Source organism: Streptomyces venezuelae ATCC 10712 (assembly GCF_008639165.1).
GTDB classification, from domain to species: Bacteria; Actinomycetota; Actinomycetes; order Streptomycetales; family Streptomycetaceae; genus Streptomyces; species Streptomyces venezuelae.
Window position 1 is genome coordinate 951,786 of sequence record NZ_CP029197.1, and the last position, 15,824, is coordinate 967,609.

19 protein-coding genes and 1 riboswitch are annotated in these 15,824 nt (G+C 73.2%); of the genes, 7 read left to right on the forward strand and 12 right to left on the reverse strand.

Translation table 11 applies throughout. The features are described 5' to 3' along the window. Positions 1 to 120: 120 nt before the first annotated feature. Positions 121 to 333, forward strand: coding sequence for a hypothetical protein (locus DEJ43_RS04015; protein WP_015032031.1), 213 nt, complete (start codon positions 121 to 123; stop codon positions 331 to 333). A gap of 5 nt (positions 334 to 338) precedes the next feature. On the opposite strand, the gene DEJ43_RS04020 is transcribed toward DEJ43_RS04015, so the two are convergent. Further along, the gene (locus tag DEJ43_RS04020; RefSeq protein WP_015032032.1) at positions 339 to 1,337 is read right to left on the reverse strand and encodes a DUF3048 domain-containing protein; all 999 of its coding nucleotides are present in this window, start codon (positions 1,335 to 1,337) and stop codon (positions 339 to 341) included. Between the two features lie 79 nt (positions 1,338 to 1,416). Between DEJ43_RS04020 and DEJ43_RS04025 the strand changes: the two genes are divergently transcribed. Continuing rightward, positions 1,417 to 2,136: a lysophospholipid acyltransferase family protein gene (locus DEJ43_RS04025; protein WP_041662072.1), complete on the forward strand. Its 720-nt coding sequence runs from the start codon at positions 1,417 to 1,419 to the stop codon at positions 2,134 to 2,136. 64 nt (positions 2,137 to 2,200) lie between these two features. Continuing rightward, positions 2,201 to 3,235 carry an NAD-dependent epimerase/dehydratase family protein gene (locus DEJ43_RS04030; RefSeq protein ID WP_181399501.1) on the forward strand — a complete coding sequence of 345 codons (1,035 nt, stop codon included), beginning with the start codon at positions 2,201 to 2,203 and terminating at the stop codon, positions 3,233 to 3,235. A gap of 58 nt (positions 3,236 to 3,293) precedes the next feature. Here the strand turns inward: DEJ43_RS04030 and DEJ43_RS04035 are convergent, their stop codons facing one another. The 8 genes from DEJ43_RS04035 to DEJ43_RS04070 form a co-directional block, all read right to left on the reverse strand. Then, positions 3,294 to 4,820 carry an alpha/beta hydrolase gene (locus DEJ43_RS04035; RefSeq protein ID WP_051026014.1) on the reverse strand — a complete coding sequence of 509 codons (1,527 nt, stop codon included), beginning with the start codon at positions 4,818 to 4,820 and terminating at the stop codon, positions 3,294 to 3,296. A 194-nt stretch (positions 4,821 to 5,014) separates the two neighbouring features. Beyond that, entirely contained in the window at positions 5,015 to 5,758 is a 744-nt protein-coding gene (locus DEJ43_RS04040) for an urease accessory protein UreD (RefSeq protein ID WP_015032036.1), read from the reverse strand. After that, complete coding sequence (gene ureG, locus DEJ43_RS04045) at positions 5,755 to 6,432, reverse strand: urease accessory protein UreG (protein WP_015032037.1); 678 nt, start codon at positions 6,430 to 6,432, stop codon at positions 5,755 to 5,757. Before ureG ends, DEJ43_RS04040 begins: the two co-directional genes overlap by 4 nt. Before the next feature lie 68 nt (positions 6,433 to 6,500). Beyond that, on the reverse strand, positions 6,501 to 7,166 hold the full coding sequence (locus tag DEJ43_RS04050; RefSeq protein WP_015032038.1) for an urease accessory protein UreF: 666 nt from the start codon (positions 7,164 to 7,166) through the stop codon (positions 6,501 to 6,503). Further along, positions 7,166 to 8,887, reverse strand: a complete 1,722-nt coding sequence (locus DEJ43_RS04055) for an urease subunit alpha (protein ID WP_015032039.1) — start codon at positions 8,885 to 8,887, stop codon at positions 7,166 to 7,168. The genes DEJ43_RS04050 and DEJ43_RS04055 overlap by 1 nt, the downstream gene beginning before the upstream one ends. Beyond that, a complete protein-coding gene (locus DEJ43_RS04060) occupies positions 8,880 to 9,224 on the reverse strand; it encodes an urease subunit beta (protein ID WP_015032040.1) in 345 nt (114 codons plus the stop codon). The genes DEJ43_RS04055 and DEJ43_RS04060 overlap by 8 nt, the downstream gene beginning before the upstream one ends. A gap of 13 nt (positions 9,225 to 9,237) precedes the next feature. Continuing rightward, entirely contained in the window at positions 9,238 to 9,540 is a 303-nt protein-coding gene (locus DEJ43_RS04065) for an urease subunit gamma (RefSeq protein ID WP_015032041.1), read from the reverse strand. Between the two features lie 156 nt (positions 9,541 to 9,696). Then, a complete protein-coding gene (locus DEJ43_RS04070) occupies positions 9,697 to 10,323 on the reverse strand; it encodes a TetR/AcrR family transcriptional regulator (protein ID WP_015032042.1) in 627 nt (208 codons plus the stop codon). Positions 10,324 to 10,427: 104 nt separating this feature from the next. Between DEJ43_RS04070 and DEJ43_RS04075 the strand changes: the two genes are divergently transcribed. Beyond that, entirely contained in the window at positions 10,428 to 11,435 is a 1,008-nt protein-coding gene (locus DEJ43_RS04075) for a hypothetical protein (protein WP_015032043.1), read from the forward strand. A 227-nt stretch (positions 11,436 to 11,662) separates the two neighbouring features. On the opposite strand, the gene DEJ43_RS04080 is transcribed toward DEJ43_RS04075, so the two are convergent. Further along, a complete protein-coding gene (locus DEJ43_RS04080; protein ID WP_015032044.1) occupies positions 11,663 to 11,941 on the reverse strand; it encodes a type II toxin-antitoxin system Phd/YefM family antitoxin in 279 nt (92 codons plus the stop codon). A gap of 58 nt (positions 11,942 to 11,999) precedes the next feature. Between DEJ43_RS04080 and DEJ43_RS04085 the strand changes: the two genes are divergently transcribed. The 3 genes from DEJ43_RS04085 (at position 12,000) to DEJ43_RS04095 (ending at position 13,937) form a co-directional block, all read left to right on the forward strand. Next, positions 12,000 to 12,623: an ATP-dependent Clp protease proteolytic subunit gene (locus tag DEJ43_RS04085; RefSeq protein ID WP_015032045.1), complete on the forward strand. Its 624-nt coding sequence runs from the start codon at positions 12,000 to 12,002 to the stop codon at positions 12,621 to 12,623. A 7-nt stretch (positions 12,624 to 12,630) separates the two neighbouring features. Further along, positions 12,631 to 12,936 carry a hypothetical protein gene (locus DEJ43_RS04090; RefSeq protein ID WP_015032046.1) on the forward strand — a complete coding sequence of 102 codons (306 nt, stop codon included), beginning with the start codon at positions 12,631 to 12,633 and terminating at the stop codon, positions 12,934 to 12,936. A 339-nt stretch (positions 12,937 to 13,275) separates the two neighbouring features. Continuing rightward, positions 13,276 to 13,457: riboswitch (cyclic di-AMP (ydaO/yuaA leader) on the forward strand. A gap of 3 nt (positions 13,458 to 13,460) precedes the next feature. Beyond that, positions 13,461 to 13,937 carry a C40 family peptidase gene (locus DEJ43_RS04095; RefSeq protein ID WP_015032047.1) on the forward strand — a complete coding sequence of 159 codons (477 nt, stop codon included), beginning with the start codon at positions 13,461 to 13,463 and terminating at the stop codon, positions 13,935 to 13,937. 67 nt (positions 13,938 to 14,004) lie between these two features. On the opposite strand, the gene DEJ43_RS04100 is transcribed toward DEJ43_RS04095, so the two are convergent. Both DEJ43_RS04100 and DEJ43_RS04105 read right to left on the reverse strand, forming a co-directional pair. Continuing rightward, positions 14,005 to 14,442, reverse strand: coding sequence for an ATP-binding protein (locus tag DEJ43_RS04100; protein WP_041662078.1), 438 nt, complete (start codon positions 14,440 to 14,442; stop codon positions 14,005 to 14,007). Between the two features lie 157 nt (positions 14,443 to 14,599). Continuing rightward, a complete protein-coding gene (locus DEJ43_RS04105) occupies positions 14,600 to 15,781 on the reverse strand; it encodes an 8-amino-7-oxononanoate synthase (RefSeq protein ID WP_015032049.1) in 1,182 nt (393 codons plus the stop codon). Positions 15,782 to 15,824 lie beyond the last annotated feature (43 nt).

Sequence of the window (15,824 nt, forward strand, 5' to 3'; positions counted from 1 at the left end):
CCGGGCCCGCCGGCATGTCCGGCGCACGCCGGGGCGTCCGGGGAGTAGCGCGCGCCCCTCTCCGGGGGTCACGATGGCCTGGACGGCTTCCACGACCTCGGTCGGGAGGAGGGCGGACTGATGTCCGGTGGCACGAAGACGATGGCGGTGCTCACCTGCACCGCGGTGGTGCTGACCACCGCGTACACGGTGGCGCTCGGCAGCAGCGGCTGGCTGTGGTTCGGCTCGGTGGTGCTCGGCGTGGCGACGATCGGCCTTGCCGCGTCCGACGGGGCGAACCCGTCCGGTCCGCGCCGCCGACCGCCCACGGGCCCGGGCGCGGCACGGCCCTGAGGTCCCTACGGGCGGCCCGCCTCGGGTGCGAGGAGCACCCAGACCTGGCCCGGCTCGAAGGCCAGCGGCCCGCCGTCCGGGGTGGTGAAGGCGGTGCCCGAGGTCGCCGAGGGCCGCGACCAGCGGGCCTCGTGGGCGCGCCCGTCGCGCAGGACGAGCGCGGTGCCGGTGCCGACGGTCTCGGTGTACGGGGAGACGCTGCCGAGGACGTCGTGGAAGCGCGAGGGGTGGATGTCGACGTACTGGACCACGACGGTGGACGGCTTGAGCGGCCCGGCGTCGGTGGTGCCGGCGGGCCGGCCGTCCATGGCGACCCGCCAGGTCCGGTCCGCCGCGGACCAGGTGAAGCCGTACCGGGCGGCGGGGTAGCGCACCGTGTGCTCCCGCACCGGGGTGCCGCCGCCGGGCGCCGGGCCGAAGCGGAAGCCGATGTCGTGGGCGGGGCTCGTGCCGGGCGCCGCCGCGAGGGCGCGGCCGGGCAGCAGGTACAGGTTGTGGGGTGCGGCGCGGGCGGTGCTGCGGACGAAGGCCGCCGGGGCTTCCTCCTGGGGCAGCGCGTGCAGCGGCGCCGCTCGGAGCAGCGGTTTCAGGGCGGTCTGGGAGCCGGAGTAGGCGAGCGCCGGGGTGCCGAACTGGGCGAGCAGTTCGATGTCGGACTCGCGGGCGCTGCGGACGGGTCCTGTCCGGTCGGGCAGCCGGGAGGAGAAGACGGCGAGCAGCCGGGTCTGGCCGCCCTCGACCTGCTCGACGTAGACCAGGTCGGCGGCGCCGAGGCCGGTCTGGGGGCGGGCCGCGCCCACGTTGTCGATCTTGACGGCGAGGACGGGGGCGGCTCGTGCGGGCAGCCCCGTGAACGGGGAGGTGGCGGCGGGCGCGGTCGTCGGCGTGGGGGCCGGTTCCGGCGGGCCCGAGCCGGAGCAGCCGTACAGCCCGGCCGCCGTCAGCGCGCACAGCAGTGCGGTGAGGACACGGCCGGGTCGCCTGATTCCGCGCTCGCCCGTCATGGTGACGCTCCCCCACCAGTGGACCACGGGCCCGTGCGCGGATACAACGGGCTTGACGGACGACGAACGGGGGTCGCGGGTGTTCTACCACCTGATGAAGTACGTACTGCTCGGACCACTCCTCAGGCTGCTCTTCCGGCCCCGGATCGAGGGGCTCGAACACATCCCTGAGGAGGGCGCGGCGATCGTCGCGGGCAATCACCTCTCCTTCTCGGACCACTTCCTCATGCCGGTGGTGCTCGAGAGGCGCATCACCTTCCTGGCGAAGCAGGAGTACTTCACGGGGCCGGGGATCAAGGGGCGGCTGACGGCCGCGTTCTTCCGGGCGGCCGGTCAGATCCCGGTCGACCGCTCGGGCAAGGAGGCGGGGAAGGCGGCGATCCGCGAGGGGCTCGGGGTGCTCGACCGGGGCGAGCTGCTCGGCATCTACCCGGAGGGGACGCGTTCGCACGACGGGCGGCTCTACAAGGGAAAGGTGGGGGTGGCGGTAATGGCGCTGACGGCCGGGGTGCCGGTGGTGCCGTGCGCGATGGTGGGGACCTTCGAGATCCAGCCGCCGGGGAAGGTCGTGCCGAGGATCCGCCGGGTCACGATCCGCTTCGGGGAGCCGCTGGACTTCTCGCGGTACGCGGGATCGGCGGGTGAGAAGGCAGTGGTCCGCGCGGTGACGGACGAGATCATGTACGAGATCCTGCGGCTCTCCGGTCAGGAGTACGTGGACGAGTACGCGGCGGTGGTGAAGGCCGCGGAGGCGGATGCCGGCGCCCCCACGCGGAAGTTCCCGCGCGGGGAACGCTGAGGGCGGATCCGCGCACGGCGCAATCCTCTGGGCGGCCACGCCGGACGCCCGTAGCGTCCCCGGCATGACCAAGGGAAACGCGTTTGTGCTGGGTGCGACGGGACAGGTGGGGCGGGCGGCCGTGAAGGCGCTCCTCGCGGACGGCTGGGAGGTGACGGCCGCCTCGCGGGGCGGCGGCAGGGACGGGCGCTGGCCCGCCGAGGTCCGGTCGGTGGCGCTCGACCGGAACGAGGAGGGCGCGCTCGCGGCGGGTCTGGGCGACGGGGTCGACGTGCTCGTGGACATCGTCGCGTACGACGCCGGGCACGGCCGGCAGCTGACGGGCCTGGCGGACCGGATCGGTTCGGCGGTGGTGGTGTCGAGCGGCGCGGTCTACGAGGACGACCGGGGGCGCAGCTTCGACACCCAGGACCGGCCGGACGGCTTCCCCGCCTATCCGGTGCCGATCCCCGAGGACTGGGTGACGGTCGCGCCCGGGGACGGCACGTACGGGACGCGGAAGATCGCCCTGGAGCGGGAGCTGCTCGCGGCGGGCGAGGCGCTGCCGACGACCGTGCTGCGGGCCGGCGCGATCCACGGGCCGTACTGCCCGGGGCCGCGTGAACTGTGGTTCGTGAAGCGGGCGCTCGACGGGCGGCCGGTGCGCCCGCTGGCGTACGGGGGCGCCTCGCGGTTCCACCCGGCGCACGTGGACAACCTCGCGGAACTCGTCCGGCTCGCGGCCGCCCGGCCGGGCAGCCGGGTGCTGAACGGCGCCGACCCCGAGGCGCCGACGGTGGCGGAGATCGGGGCGGCGATCGACGCCGTCCTGGGAGTGGAGAGCGAGACGGTGCTGATCGAGGGGGCTCCGCCGGGGGACCTGGTGGGGCTCACGCCGTGGACCGCGCCGCACCCGATCGTCTACGACATGACGGCGGCGGAGCGCACGCTGGGGTACCGGCCGGTGGTGTCGTACGCGGAGTCGCTGCCCGCGACGGTCGAGTGGCTGGCCGGACACCTGGCGGGGCGGGAGTGGCGGGAGGCCTTCCCCGGACTCGCCAGGTACGGGGTGGACTTCTTCGACTACGCCGCCGAGGACGCCTGGCTCGCCTCGCGTTGAGACACGCGCGGAGGGGCGGCCGCCGTGTGGCGACCGCCCCCCTGCCGTGGTGCCGGAGTTACGGCTTGGGCGTGGCGTGCGGCTCGCACGTCACGTCCCGGCTGTCCAGCTTGCCGGTGAGCAGGTACGCCTCGACCCTCGGGTTGATGCAGGCGTTGACCAGACCGGTGACGCCGTGCGAACCCGCGTTCTTCTCGGTGATGAGACGCGAACCCTTGAAGCGCTTGTGCAGCTCGACCGCTCCGGCGTACGGCGTGGCCGCGTCCCGCTCGGACTGGACGATGAGCACCGGGGGCAGACCCTTGCCGGTCTTGACCTCGGTCGGCTTCTGGCGCGGCCCGGACCAGGTGGCGCACGGCAGGTTCATCCAGGCGTTCGCCCAGGTCATGAACGGGTACTGCTCGTGGAGGCGGGAGTTGTCCCGGTTCCACCGGTTCCAGCTGGTCGGCCAGGGCGCGTCGGCGCACTCGACGGCGGTGTAGACGGCGTTGCCGTTCTCCGACGCGATGTTGCCCGCGGTGTCGGTGAGGTCGGCCGCGGCCCCGTCGATGAGCGGCTGCGGGTCACCGGCGGCGTAGGCGCTCCACGCCTCCGCGACGGGGGCCCACGAGGAGTCGTAGTACGGGGCGCTCTGGAAGAAGCCGATGAGCTCGGCCGGTCCGACCTTGCCGCCCAGGGGCGCCTTCTTGGCGGCGGCGCGCAGGGTCGTCCACTGCTGCCGGACCTCCGCGAGGGTGTCGCCGAGGTGGTAGGTCGCGTCGTTCTGGGCGACCCAGTTCATCCAGTCCGTGAGGCGGCCCTCGAAGGCGATGTCCTGTTCCAGGTTGGCCTGGTACCAGATGTTGCTCTTCGCCGGGTTGACCACGCTGTCCACGATCATGCGGCGGACGTGGTCCGGGTACAGCGTGCCGTAGACGGCGCCCAGGTAGGTGCCGTAGGAGACGCCGATGAAGTTGAGCTTCTTCTCGCCGAGCGCGGCCCGGATGACGTCGAGGTCACGGGCGGTGTTGCGCGTCGTCATGTACGGCAGCATGTCGCCGCTCTTCTCGGCGCAGCCCTTGGCGTACTCGGCTGCCAGCTTGCGCTGGGCGAGCTTGTCCGCCTCGCTGTCCGGGACCGGGTCCAGCTTGGGACCCTTGACGAACTCGGTCGGGTCGACGCAGGAGATGGGCGCCGAGCGGCCGACACCGCGCGGGTCGAAGCCCACGAAGTCGTACGCCTTGGCGGTGTTCACCCAGAGCGCGCTCTTGGTGGTGACCCGGCGCGGGAAGCGCAGGCCGGAGCCGCCGGGGCCGCCGGGGTTGTAGAGGAGCGCGCCCTGGCGCTCGGCGGGGGTGCCGGTGGACTTGGCGCGGTCCACGGCGATCTTGATCTTCTTGCCGTAGGGCTTGGCGTAGTCGACCGGGACGGTGACCCACCCGCACTGGATCGGCTTCTCGAGGCCCCAGTCGGCGGGGCAGTCCTGCCAGTCGATGCCGGCCTTGGCGGCCTGCGCGGCGGCGGCGACGGCCCCGCGGGCCTCGTCGTCACGGTCGTGGCCGGTGATGACGGCGCCGGCGGTCGGCGCCGCGAGCGCGGTCGCCATGAGCGTGCCCGCTATCAGAGTGCCGGCCGAACCGAGCACTGCTGTGCGTCTCAATGGTCCTCCCCCAGAAGGGTCTGTGTGTCCGGGGGATCCTTTCGTCCCGGGGGCTCGGGACGAAATGCGTACACGTGTTTCTTTGCCGAACCAATAACCGGTGACAGGTGTACCGCTGAGCGGTGAGCGTACGGAGCAGGTCAGAACGGGACGAGTCCGTCACGCACGTCGTCCAGGACCCGGCGCAGCGCGAGCGCGTCCGGGGCGACGGCGGTGGCGAGGGCGGCGGGCCCGGCGAGCGGGCTGACCACGGCGTTCTCCCCGTACAACCGGGCCTCCACCGGCTTCTCGGCGAACCCCGGGTCGACGACCAGGAGTTGACCGGTGGCCCGGTGGCCGCCGAGCACCGCGCCGCCGTCCCAGCCGCCGGGCGCGAGGGGCCCGAAGGCCAGCTCCTGGTCCAGCAGCGGACGGCCGGCGCGGCGGACGGTGAGGCGGGTGGTGAGGGTGCCGGGCGGTTCGCCGTGCCGGCCCAGCACCTGCTCCTCGCGCAGCACGAGCCGGGCCGTGGGCGCGAGGTCGACGGTGGTCCGCATCCGCAGGTGGGAGCCGGCGGCGCAGACGAGCTGCTCCGGCAGCCAGTGCAGCACCGCCCCCTCGCCGACGGAGATCCGCACGTCGTACGCGGCGGGTTCGGCGCTCCGGCCGGGCAGCGCGAGGGTGGCGGCGGCCGAGTCGACCAGGAGCCGGGCCCCGTCCCGTACCTCGGCCTCGATCGCGAGCCGGTCGCCGCCGAGCGGGGCGCTCATCGCCCCGACGACGGTGACCCGGGTGTACGGTCCGGCGGCCCGGGTGCGGCGCAGGGCGAGGGGGCCGTCGCTGACCAGGAGGGGCAGTCCGCCGCCGGCGTCGGCGGCGATCCGGGCGGTGGCGCGCAGGCTCACGCGGTCCACGCCGCGAGCTGTGCCCGGACCCAGTCGGCGACGGGCGCGACGCCGTTCTCGCCGCGCAGCGAGGTGAAGGCGACGGGCAGGTCGCCACGCTGCTCCTTCGCGTCGCGCGCCATCCGTTCCAGGTCGGAGCCCACGTACGGGGCGAGGTCGGTCTTGTTGACGACGAGGAGGTCGGCGGTGGTGACGCCGGGGCCGCCCTTGCGCGGGATGTCGTCGCCGCCGGCCACGTCGATCACGAAGATCTGGGCGTCGACGAGCCCTTTGGAGAAGGTGGCGGTGAGGTTGTCGCCGCCGGACTCGACGAGGATGAGGTCGAGCGGGCCCACCGCCTCCTCCAGGTCCTCGACGGCTTCGAGGTTGGCGGAGATGTCGTCGCGGATCGCGGTGTGCGGGCAGGCGCCGGTCTCGACGGCCTGGATGCGCTCGGGCGGCAGGACGGCGTTGCGGAGCAGGAACTCGGCGTCCTCGCGGGTGTAGATGTCGTTGGTGACGACGGCGAGGGAGAGGGTGTCGCGCAGTTCGCGGCAGAGGGCGGCGACGGTGGCGGTCTTGCCGGAACCGACGGGCCCGCCGAGGCCGATCCGCAGGGCGCGGCGGCTGCCGTCGGGGCGGTGGGCGTCGGCGGAGACGGCGCCGTGGTGGTCGTGGCCGTGGTCGAGGTGCATGGGGCGGCTCCAGTGGTTCTCGGGATGCGGGGGTGCTCGGGACGGGGGCGTGCCGGGGACCCGGGTGGTCAGGAGGCGAAGAGGCGGACGGGCCAGGACGCGTGCTGCTCGGCGGTGAGGTCGAGGAGCGGCGCGGACGCCGCGGGCAGGGCGTCGACGCCCCGGCGGGCGGCCGCCGCGGCCGCCGCCGCGACCTCGTCCATGGCGGGGGCGAGGCGGGCGAGGACGGCGGTGGCCTGGAAGGGGTCGAGGCCCAGCAGCCGGACCGTGGCGGTGGCCGGGCCGCTGACGGTCTCGTACGCGACGCAGTGCGCGGCGTCCTCGGGTCCGAGCCCGGCGGCCCGGGCGGCGGTTCCCAGGACGACGGGCTGGTGGGCGCCGCGCGGGAACGCGGCGGCCAGCGCGTCGAGTTCGGGACCCGGCCAGGTGGCGCGGGCCGCCCGCATCAGCTGCCGGCCGAGCCTGCGGGCGGCGGCCCGCAGGGCCGGCGAGGGGGTGCGGGCGTCGGCGGCCGCGTCGAGCTCGTACGGGTCGAGGCCGTGCGCGGCTCCGGCGGCCAGCGCCGCGGAGGTGAGGCCGGTGGTGTGCAGCCGGCCTCGGCAGAAGGACTCCAGGCCGGCGGCGTCCCTGACGCGGCCGGCCTTGACGGCTGCCTCGGCGCCGCCGGAGTGGGCGTGCCCGCCGGCGGGGAAGCGTCCGTCGGCGAGGACGAGGAGCGTGGCGCGACTCGTCATCAGAAGAGGAAGTAACGCTGGGCCATGGGCAGTTCGGCGGCCGGCGCGGGTTCGACCGGATCGCCGTCGATGGTCACCGTGAAGGTGTCGGCGTCGACCTCGACCCGGGGCAGCGCGTCGTTCTCCCGCATGTCGGCCTTGGCCACCCGCCGGGTGGAGCCGATGGCGGCGAACTCCTTGTGCACCCCGAGCCGTTGGGCGATGTCGTCCTCGATCGCCGCCTGGGCGACGAAGTTGACCGAGCCGGCCGCGGCGGCCTTGCCGAGTGCGCCGAACATGGGCCGGGGCAGCACGGGCTGGGGGGTGGGGATGGAGGCGTTGGCGTCGCCCATCTGCGCGTACGCGATCTGACCGCCCTTGAGGACGACGAGCGGCTTCACCCCGAAGAAGGCGGGCTCCCAGAGGACCAGGTCGGCGAGCTTGCCGGGCTCGACCGAGCCGATGAGGTGGTCCATGCCCTGGGCGACGGCCGGGTTGATCGTGTACTTGGCGACGTAGCGCCGTGCGCGGTGGTTGTCGGCCCGGCCGTCGCCGGGCAGGGCGCCGCGCCGCTTCTTCATGACGTGCGCGGTCTGCCAGGTGCGCATGACCACCTCGCCGATCCGGCCCATGGCCTGGGAGTCGGAGGAGATGATCGAGATGGCGCCCAGGTCGTGCAGGACGTCCTCGGCGGCGATGGTGGAGGGCCGGATCCGGGACTCGGCGAAGGCGAGGTCCTCGGGGACGGCCGGGTTGAGGTGGTGGCAGACCATCAGCATGTCGAGGTGTTCCTCGATGGTGTTGACGGTGTGCGGCCGGGTCGGGTTGGTGGAGCTGGGCAGGATGTACGGCTCCGAGACCACCGTGATGATGTCGGGGGCGTGCCCACCGCCCGCGCCCTCGGTGTGGTACGCGTGGACGGTGCGGCCCGCGATGGCCGCGAGGGTGTCGCCGACGAAGCCCGCCTCGTTCAACGTGTCCGTGTGGATGGCGAGTTGGGCGCCGGTCTCCTCGCACACGCCGAGACAGGTGTCGATCACGGCGGGGGTGGCTCCCCAGTCCTCGTGGATCTTGAACCCCAGGGCTCCGCCGCGCAGCTGGGAGTGCATGGCCTCGCGGGACATGGTGTTGCCCTTGCCGAGCAGACCGATGTTGACCGGGAAGGTGTCCAGGGCCTCGAACATCCGGGCCGTGTGCCAGGGGCCGGGGGTGACCGTGGTCGCCTTGGTGCCCTCGGCCGGGCCCGTACCGCCGCCGACGAGGGTGGTGACGCCGGTGGCGAGGGCCTGCTCGACGACGGTGGGCGAGATGAAGTGGACATGGGCGTCGACCGCTCCGGCGGTGACGATCCGGCCGTTGCCGACGATGACCTCGGTCTCGGGGCCGATCACCAGGTCGGGGTGGACGCCGTCCATGGTGTCGGGGTTGCCGGCCTTGCCCAGCGCGGTGATCCGGCCGTCCCGGATGCCGATGTCGGCCTTGACGACACCCCAGTGGTCGATGATCACGGCGCCGGTGATCACGGTGTCAGGGGCGCCCTCGGCGCGGGTGGTGCGGGCCTGGCCCATGGACTCGCGGATGACCTTGCCGCCGCCGAAGACGGCCTCGTCCCCGGCCCGGCCGGGGCCGCCGCTGCGGTCCTCTTCGATCTCGACGAGGAGGTCGGTGTCGGCGAGCCGGATCCGGTCGCCGGTGGTGGGGCCGAACAGGTCGGCGTACACGGCGCGGTGCAGGTCAGGCACGGTCGGCCCCCTCGGTCGCGGGATGGGACGGATCGAGCGGGCCGGCCACCTCGCCGCGCAGGCCGGGGACGACCCGGCGGCCGGCCAGCGGGACGAGTTCGACCTCGACGGGGATGCCGGGTTCGAAGCGGACGGCGGTCCCGGCGGCGATGTGCAGCCGCCGGCCGTGCGCGGCGGCCCGGTCGAAGTCCAGGCCGGGGTTGACCTCGGCGAAGTGGTAGTGGGAGCCGACCTGGACGGGCCGGTCGGCGGCGTTGAGCACGGTCAGGCGCGTGACGGGGCTGCCCTCGTTGAGGGCGACGGGGCCGTCCGCGTACAGGATCTCTCCGGGGATCATCGGCGGCGCCCGTTCAGATGATGGGGTCGTGGACGGTGACGAGCTTGGTGCCGTCCGGGAAGGTGGCCTCGACCTGGACGTCGTGGATCATCTCGGGGATGCCGTCCATGACGTCGTCGCGGGTCAGCACCTTGCGGCCGGAGGCCATGAGTTCGGCGACGGTGCGGCCGTCGCGGGCGCCTTCCAGGATGTGGGAGGTGAGGAGGGCGACGGCCTCGGGGTGGTTGAGCCGGAGACCCCGGGCGCGGCGCTTCTCCGCCACGTCGGCGGCCACATGGATGAGCAGGCGTTCCTGTTCGTGCGGGCTCAGTTGCACTCTTCCACCTCACAGTCGTCGACCGGGGCACACCCGGACAGCTGCGGACCCTACCGACCGTCAACACCTTGTTGAACTGCGGAGATGCGGATCGCGGCCAGACATTGCACGTTAGGGCGGAAGTTTTTCCGGCTCGTTAACTGCGGCTTTGCGATCTCATGATCGTCGGACCGGGTCGACGCACATGGACATCAGGCCGCGGAGTCCGTCCTCCAGGACGTCGACGGCGACGTCGCCGAAGAGCGCCTGCTGGGCGATGAAGCCCTGGACGACGGCGATCAGGGTGCGGGCCACATGGTCGGCGGGGACGTCGGCGGCGAGGATGCCGCTCTCGCGGTAGGCGGTGACCAGTTCGGCCCAGACGACGCGCATGCCGTTGTAGCCCTCCGCGAGGGTCTGCGCGAGCCGCTCGTTGCGGAGGGTCTCCGTCCACACCTGGATGATCAGGCGGGCGAAGGCCTGCCGGTCGGCGCCCTCGATCTGCTCTTCGAGGAAGAGCCGCAGCACCGCGGCGATCAGGACGTCGGGGGTGGGCGGCGGGGTGGTCCTCGACGCCTCCTCGAAGGCGCCGCGGATACCGGCGAAGGCCTCGGTCGCGATGGCCGCGATGATCTCGTCCTTGCCGCGGAAGTAGCGGTAGACCGCACCGGCCGACAGTCCGGCCTCGCTGAGCACGTCCTGCATCGACGTGGCGTGGAAGCCGTTGCGGGCGAAGCAGCGCGCCGCGCCGTCGAGGATCTGGCGCCGCCGCGCGTCGAGGTGTTCCTGGGAGACACGAGCCATGACACGAACTTAAAACGAATATTCATTCTTGACAACATCCACGGCCCGCAGGACAGTGAGGTCACAGAAAAACGAACGATCCTTCTCTATGAATCGAGGACGCCATGTCCGCCAACGCCACCGCCGCCGGCGCGGGGCGCAGGATCATCGCGGTGATGGTGCTGATCCCCTTCGTCGTGACGCTGACCCTCTGGGCCTTCGCCTGGCCCGCGGCCCGGACGGCCCCCCGCGACCTGCCGATCGGCCTCGCGGGCCCCGCCACCGTGGTCACCGCCCTGGAGCAGGACCTGGCCCGGCACGAGGGAGCCTTCGAGGTCCACCGCTACGAGGACGGGGCCGCGGCCCGCGCCGCGATAGCGGACCGGGACGTATACGGAGCGGTGGTCGTGACCCCGGGCGGCACGGAACTCCTGACCGCGTCGGCGGCGAGCCCCGTGGTGGCCGGGCTGCTGCGGGAGGCCGTGACCTCCATGGCCCCGGAGGGCGCACGGGTCCAGGTCACCGATGTGGTCGCCGCCCCGGCGGGCGACCCGCGCGGGGCCGTCCTCGCCTCCAGTCTGCTGCCGCTCGCCCTGGCCGGAGCGGCGGCGGGCGTCGTCACCACCCTCCTCGGTCTGCGCGGCGGTCGCGCGGTGGCCGCCCTGGCCGGCGCCGCCGCGCTCGCGGGCCTCGTCGGCACGGCCCTCGCCCACAGCTGGCTCGGCGCGCTCGGCGGGAACTGGTGGGCCGAGGCGGGGGTACTGGGCCTCACCGTCCTGGCCATCGGCTCGACGTTCGCCGGGCTCGCGGCGCTCGTCGGAAAGCCCGGGCTCGGGCTCGGGGCGCTGCTGATGATCCTGCTCGGCAACCCGTTCTCGGGGGTGTCGAGCGCACCGGAACTCCTGCCGACCGCGGTGGGCACCCTCGGCCAGTGGCTGCCGCCGGGCGCCGCCGGCTCGGCCCTGCGGTCCGTCTCCTCCTTCGAGGGCGCGGCGGCGGGCGGACCGCTCCTCGTCCTCGCCCTCTGGGCGGCGGCGGGTCTCACGGCGACCGCGCTCGGGGCCCGGCGGCGGAGCGCGGAACCCGCACGGGACGCGGCCGCGGCAGCGCCGGTTCCGGCGCGCGCGGGCTGACCCGGACCGCCGGTACCCCAGGCGCGAAGAAGCGCGACAGCGCGAAGAAGACCGCCGCGTGCCCCCGCTGTAGCGGACGGGGGCACGCGGCTTCTTCGTGCGCGCTGGGCACGAGCGGCGGGCGGGTGCGTCAGGAGGCGGCTGCTCGCGGCGCATCGCGGGTGCCAGAGGCGCGCGACCCCGCGGGCCCGTCAGGAGGCAGCCGGTTCGCGGTGATGGACGGTGCGTCAGGAGGCGCCGGGCTCGCGGTGGTGGGCGGCGATGCCGAAGCGGCGCTGTTCGCCGGTAGCGGAGTCGAGCGGGTGCAGGGCGGAGACGGAGCTGACCACCTGCTCGTCGGCGGGCTTCTCCGCCGCCTCGAGTTCCTCCAGGTCAGCGGCGGAGACCAGGGCGACGAGCGGCTTCCCGTGGCGGGTGACGACGACGCGCTCCCCGCCGTACACGACGCGGTTGATGAGGTCGGCGAGCTCGGCTCGCGCTTGCGTCACCGGGATCTCGTAGGTCATGCTCCCCATCTTACGGGCTGTACGTCCTGTACATTTTTTACAGATGGAGGTACCCGCCATGGATGCTCGCCACGTCCTGCCCGCGTTCACGGAGCGCACCAGCTACGGAACCCGGACCCTCGACCCCTACTCCAAGCTCCTGGAGTCCCGGATCGTCTTCCTCGGGACGCCGATCGACGAGACTGCGGCCAACGACGTCATCGCCCAGCTCCTCTATCTGGACCACGCCGGCCCGGACCAGGACATCGCGCTCTACATCAACTCCCCCGGCGGCTCCGTCAGCGCCATGACCGCGATCTACGACACGATGGGCTCGCTCCACTGCGACCTGGAGACCACCTGCCTGGGCCAGGCCATGTCCACCGCCGCGGTCCTGCTCGCGGCCGGGACGCCGGGCAAGCGCATGATGCTGCCGGGCGCCCGCGTCACCCTCCAGGAGCCCGCCATGGACGAGCCCCTGCGGGGCCAGCCGAGCGATCTCGACCTCCAGGCCCGCGAGATGCTCCGGCTCCGCGCGCTGATGGCCGGGATGCTCACCGCGCACACGGGCCGGGACCGGGAGCGGATCGACGCCGACCTCGACCGCCTCACCGTCCTGGACGCCCCGGCGGCGCTCGCGTACGGCCTGGTGGACCACGTGATCACGAGCCGGCGCGGGCCCGCCGGCGGCGCGGCCGGGTGAACCGGCCGTGGTGCCCGAGCTGCCCCCGCTGCCCGCCCTGACCCGCGCCGAGGGTGAACTCGTCGACGCCTATCTGGAAGTCGTCGACCTCCTCGGCAGGATCAATCCATCCAGAAGCACGCATACTTATGGTGCGTTGCGCGCGGCGCAGGCCCTGGTGGGCCGCGCGGAGGCGCTCCTCGAAGCCCTGACGCTCATGCATATGCGGGGCGAGAACGAGGTGCACGCGGACACATTGGCGCGCGCCCTCCGGGTGTTGGACGGGGAGCGGAGGACCCACCGCGTCACCGTCCCGCAGTCACGGGCGAGTTGACATTCCCGCGTGTCGTGTCGAGGTCCGGACGGCCGACACGCGCCGCAGAATCGCTCCCCCGTTCGGCGTAGTCGACGAGTCGACATGTGCATCGGGTGAGTTGCGCAACAGGTGTACGCATTTGGCGGAATCGGGCGTTCCGTCGCTGGTGCGAGGCTCGTAGGCCAAACCGCCGAAGATCACAAAGGCTGTCTGTCCACCCGAACGGATCAGTCGTGAGGAGCCTCACATATCGCCGTTTCAGCTCGGATTTCGCCCTGGGTGTGGGTCAAGATCCCTGTCGACGACAAGCCCCCGCCACCGCGGCGGGGCGGTCCGGGCGGACGCCGAGTCCTGCCGCTGTCCCGGACGTCTGGTCGACAGGATTGGATCGGCAGGAGTGGAGGACCCGATTTTTACGGGGCGTACGCGCTGTTCCGGCAGCGAGTCCGTCCCTTGGGGTGAAGCCGCGTCAGCGGCCGGGCATCTTCGCCAGCCCGAACCCGACAGGTCATCCTTCGCAGGCGGCTGACGAAGGGTTGCGCATGACTGCGCAGATGCACGTCCCGTCCCTGCTGTCCCGGGCCGGAGCCGTCTCGGCTCTCACCCTCGCCGCCGTCGGCGGCACGCTGCTCGCACCAGGAGCGGCATCGGAGGCCCAGGCAGCCACCACGCACGCGAACAAGGCACTGAGCGTCGCCGCGTCCAAGAAGGGAGCTCCGTACCGGTACGGGAGCAGCGGACCCTCCAGGTTCGACTGTTCCGGACTGACGCTCTACGCGTACAAGCAGGCGGGCAAGTCGCTGCCCCGCACCGCGCAGCAGCAGTACAACAAGACCCGGCACATCTCCGCCTCCAGCAGGCAACAGGGGGACCTGGTCTTCTTCCACTCCGGCGGGAGGGTCTACCACGTGGGCATCTACGCCGGTAGCGGCAAGATCTGGCACTCGCCCAAGACGGGCTCCTGGGTGAAGCTCGACAAGATCTGGTCGTCGAAGGTCTACTACGGCCGCGTCCGCTGATCAGGCGGCGGTAGCGGTCCGTTCGTGAGGGGTGCGGTGGCGCCGCCGTGCCCCTCGGGTCCGAGGCCTAACAACTGGCGAGCGGGACCGGGGTCCACGGCAGGGTGATCCAGACCCGCTTGCCGCCCTCCTCGGTCGGTGCGACCGAGAGACGGCCGCCGGCCTCCGCCGCCAGGACGCGGATGATGACCATGCCCCGGCCGTTGTCCTGCTGGACCGCCGCCGGGAGGCGGCGGGGCAGCCGCGGGTGGCTGTCGGTGACGCCGATGTGGAGCAGCTCCTCGCGCTCCAGACGGACGTCGACGGTGAACGTGGGCGACTGGCCCCGGGTGTGCAGCACGGCGTTGGTGGCGAGTTCGGAGACGATCACCCGGATCGCGTCCGCGAGCTCCGCCGCGTCGTCGAGGCCCCAGCCGGTGAGCACCTCCGCGACGAACCTCCGGGCTGTCGGGACCGAGGCGGGATCGCTCGGCAGCGTGACGGATGCTTCCTGGTGATCTGCCATGGCGACGCTGTCCCTTTCCCGCCGGGGCCAATGCCCCGGATTGCGCTTCGCGTCAGAGTGCCACCGATCGTGCCGCGCCACGCGGCGTTCCACCAAGATATGTCCCCGTCTGTCGCCCGTAACGGTGAACTCTGCTGCCCGGAAACGCTCTTGGGGCCTACGGGACGGCCGGTGCGGTGCGCAGGATCGTTCCGACCGCGCGCTCGATCTGCGCGTCGTCGAGGTCCGCCCGGGCCGTGAGACGCAGCCGCGAGATGCCGTCCGGCACGGACGGGGGGCGGAAGCAGCCGACCCCGAGCCCCTGTTCGCGGCAGTCCGCCGCCCAGCGCAGCGCCGCCTCCGGGGAGGGGGCGCGCACCGAGACGACGGCCGCGTCGGGCCGGGCGGAGGTGAGTCCCGCGTCCGTGAGCAGCCGGTGCAGGGTGCCGGCGACGGTACGGGCCCGCTCGGCGAGCTCCGGTTCGGCGACCAGCGCGCGCAGTCCCGCGAGCGCGCCGCCCGCGGCGGCCGGCGCGAGCCCGGTGTCGAAGATGAAGGTGCGGGCGGCGTTCACCAGGTGCTCGATCACCCGGGCCGGGCCGAGCACGGCACCGCCCTGGCTGCCGAGGGACTTGGAGAGCGTGAGGGTGGCGACGACGTCCTCGTCCCCGGCGAGGCCCGCCTCGTGCAGGGCGCCCCGGCCCCCGTCCCCGAGGACCCCGAGGCCGTGGGCGTCGTCCACGACGAGCCCGGCGCCGTGCGCGCGGCAGGCCGCGGCGAGCTCCGGCAGCGGGGCCTTGTCGCCGTCGACGGAGAAGACGGAGTCGCTGACGACCAGGGCCCGCCGCCCCGGGTGCGCGTCGAGGGTCTTGCGTACGGCCTCGGGATCGGTGTGCGGCACGACGGCGGTCTCGGCGCGGGCGAGGCGGCAGCCGTCGACGATCGAGGCGTGGTTGGCGGCGTCGGAGACGATCAGGGCGTCCCGGCCGCCGAGCGCGGTGAGCGCGGCCAGGTTCGCGGTGTAGCCGGAGGAGAAGACGAGGGCCGCCTCGAAGCCGCAGAAATCGGCGAGTTCGCGCTCCAGCCGGGTGTGCAGCCGGGTGGTGCCGGTGACGAGCCGCGAACCGGTGGATCCGGCGCCCCAGCGCCGGGCCGCCTCGGCCGCTCCCTCGGTGACCGCAGGGCGCCGGGTGAGCCCGAGGTAGTCGTTGCTCGCCAGGTCGAGCAGGTCCGATTCGGCCGCCCGGGGCCGCAGCGTCCGGACGAGTCCGGCGTCCGCCCGGCGGCGCGCCTCGGCGTCGGTCCAGTCGAACGCGGTGCGGCGCGGGCCCTCGGCCCGTGCCTCGTCGGCCTGTGGCATGCGGCGATCCTTTTGTAGGCAGCGCACAGACCCTAACCGGAGG